Genomic DNA, 1,420 nt, shown 5'->3' with positions numbered 1-1,420 from the left:
GAAGATAAAAATAGTTTTCAGCACAGAATAATCAGAACATGGAATCTTTTAATTTTTAGAATATTATTCAGAGAATTTTTGCCATAACCTTACAATTTTATCTTCAATCTTAATGTGGTCTAATTTGTAAGATAGCTCACCATCTCGATAAATAATGATTACTTCATAGATCCAATTTTTGTAATAACTTTCATTTAGACCCTCAAGTGTTCGTATCACTTTAGTTTTTTTTATTAATTTCAAATCATCTAACTTTTTTACTTTTCTATATGCCGTAGATAGAGGAATGTTTAGAGTGTCAGAAATTTGTTGAATGTTAAGTTCAGATTTAGAAAGTAATGCAAGTATTGACCTGCTCTGTTCGTCAGTTATTGTGTCGAGAATGTCATGTGCATCGTCCATTTCAGCTTCGTTTCACTGCAAGTATCAAAACAACAAAACCCAAAATTTCAATGGTTTCTGTTAAAACTTCACCAAAAATACCTTGTTCAAGAAATTCCATATAGTCACCAATAATTGTATCACCAATAACAATTAGTGAAAACCCAATAGCAAGTAATGCCATTGGAGGATATTTTGTTTTCTTAAATGCCTTGATTGCCAAATACACAAGTACCAAGCCTGCAATCAAATGCACTATTAGTATAGCATAATGAAGTTCTTCGACCATATCTAAATCCAATCAATGTGTATTTAATTAATATCTTCCATTCTCGTTTTTTGAAAATGGTCGACATCTATTAAATTAGATTTTACATATGCAAATTATGAAATCAAAAACATTGAGATCAGCTATGTTCTCAATGGTGTTTTTGATGCTAGTTACAGGAGCTTTGTATCTCTTTGTATCTACTCAAGAAATTGCAGATGCAAGTCAAGAATTCAACGACAATGTTGGTAAAACGCAAGAATTCCCAAATGGTGCATTTATTGAAACCGCGTTTTTTGCTGCAGTGGGTGCAGCATACATTCCAATAGGAGTGTGGGCAACAATCTCTAAACACACAAGTAAAATACCATATATTTTGGCAATAGGAGGTTCAATGTCTTTGATAATTCTTTATGTGTTATCAAGAACTGTGGATATTCCACTTGTGGGGCAACAAGACGATGTGGGTTTTATCGACATCCTAAGCAAAGTTCTTCAAGCAGGAATCATAGCTGTTTCAGCATACATAATAGTCTCAATTAGAAGAGATAAGAAACTTAGCCTATTAGCATAGGCTAGTTTTTATTTTTTTATTTAGATTCATTTCTTTAGGAATATTAAATCTTTAAAATAATTTGGTAGGTGTTTTATAATTTAAAACAATATCAAAAACTAGACAAAATAATTATTTTTAACATGTTATAGTCAATCCATAAATTATGCTTAAATGGGCAGCCATCATGGAATCAACCCATCATGGAATCAACCCAA

The 1,420-nt window shown here is 31.4% G+C and carries 3 protein-coding genes; 1 reads left to right on the top strand and 2 read right to left on the bottom strand.

The window, feature by feature from the left end; all coding sequences use genetic code 11:
- Positions 1–63: 63 nt before the first annotated feature.
- Positions 64–402, bottom strand: coding sequence for a winged helix-turn-helix domain-containing protein (locus tag BG20_RS00085; RefSeq protein WP_010189397.1), 339 nt, complete (start codon positions 400–402; stop codon positions 64–66).
- Position 403: 1 nt separating this feature from the next.
- Positions 404–670, bottom strand: coding sequence for a DUF7521 family protein (locus tag BG20_RS00080; protein ID WP_007401724.1), 267 nt, complete (start codon positions 668–670; stop codon positions 404–406).
- Positions 671–815: 145 nt separating this feature from the next.
- Between BG20_RS00080 and BG20_RS00075 the strand changes: the two genes are divergently transcribed.
- Positions 816–1,223 (top strand): hypothetical protein, encoded by a 408-nt coding sequence (locus tag BG20_RS00075; protein WP_133936151.1) that lies wholly within the window; start codon positions 816–818, stop codon positions 1,221–1,223.
- Positions 1,224–1,420 lie beyond the last annotated feature (197 nt).

The sequence above is a fragment of the Candidatus Nitrosarchaeum limnium BG20 genome (assembly GCF_000241145.1).
Classification (GTDB): Archaea; Thermoproteota; Nitrososphaeria; order Nitrososphaerales; family Nitrosopumilaceae; genus Nitrosarchaeum; species Nitrosarchaeum limnae.
This window is presented reverse-complemented; position numbering and strand designations above follow the sequence as displayed.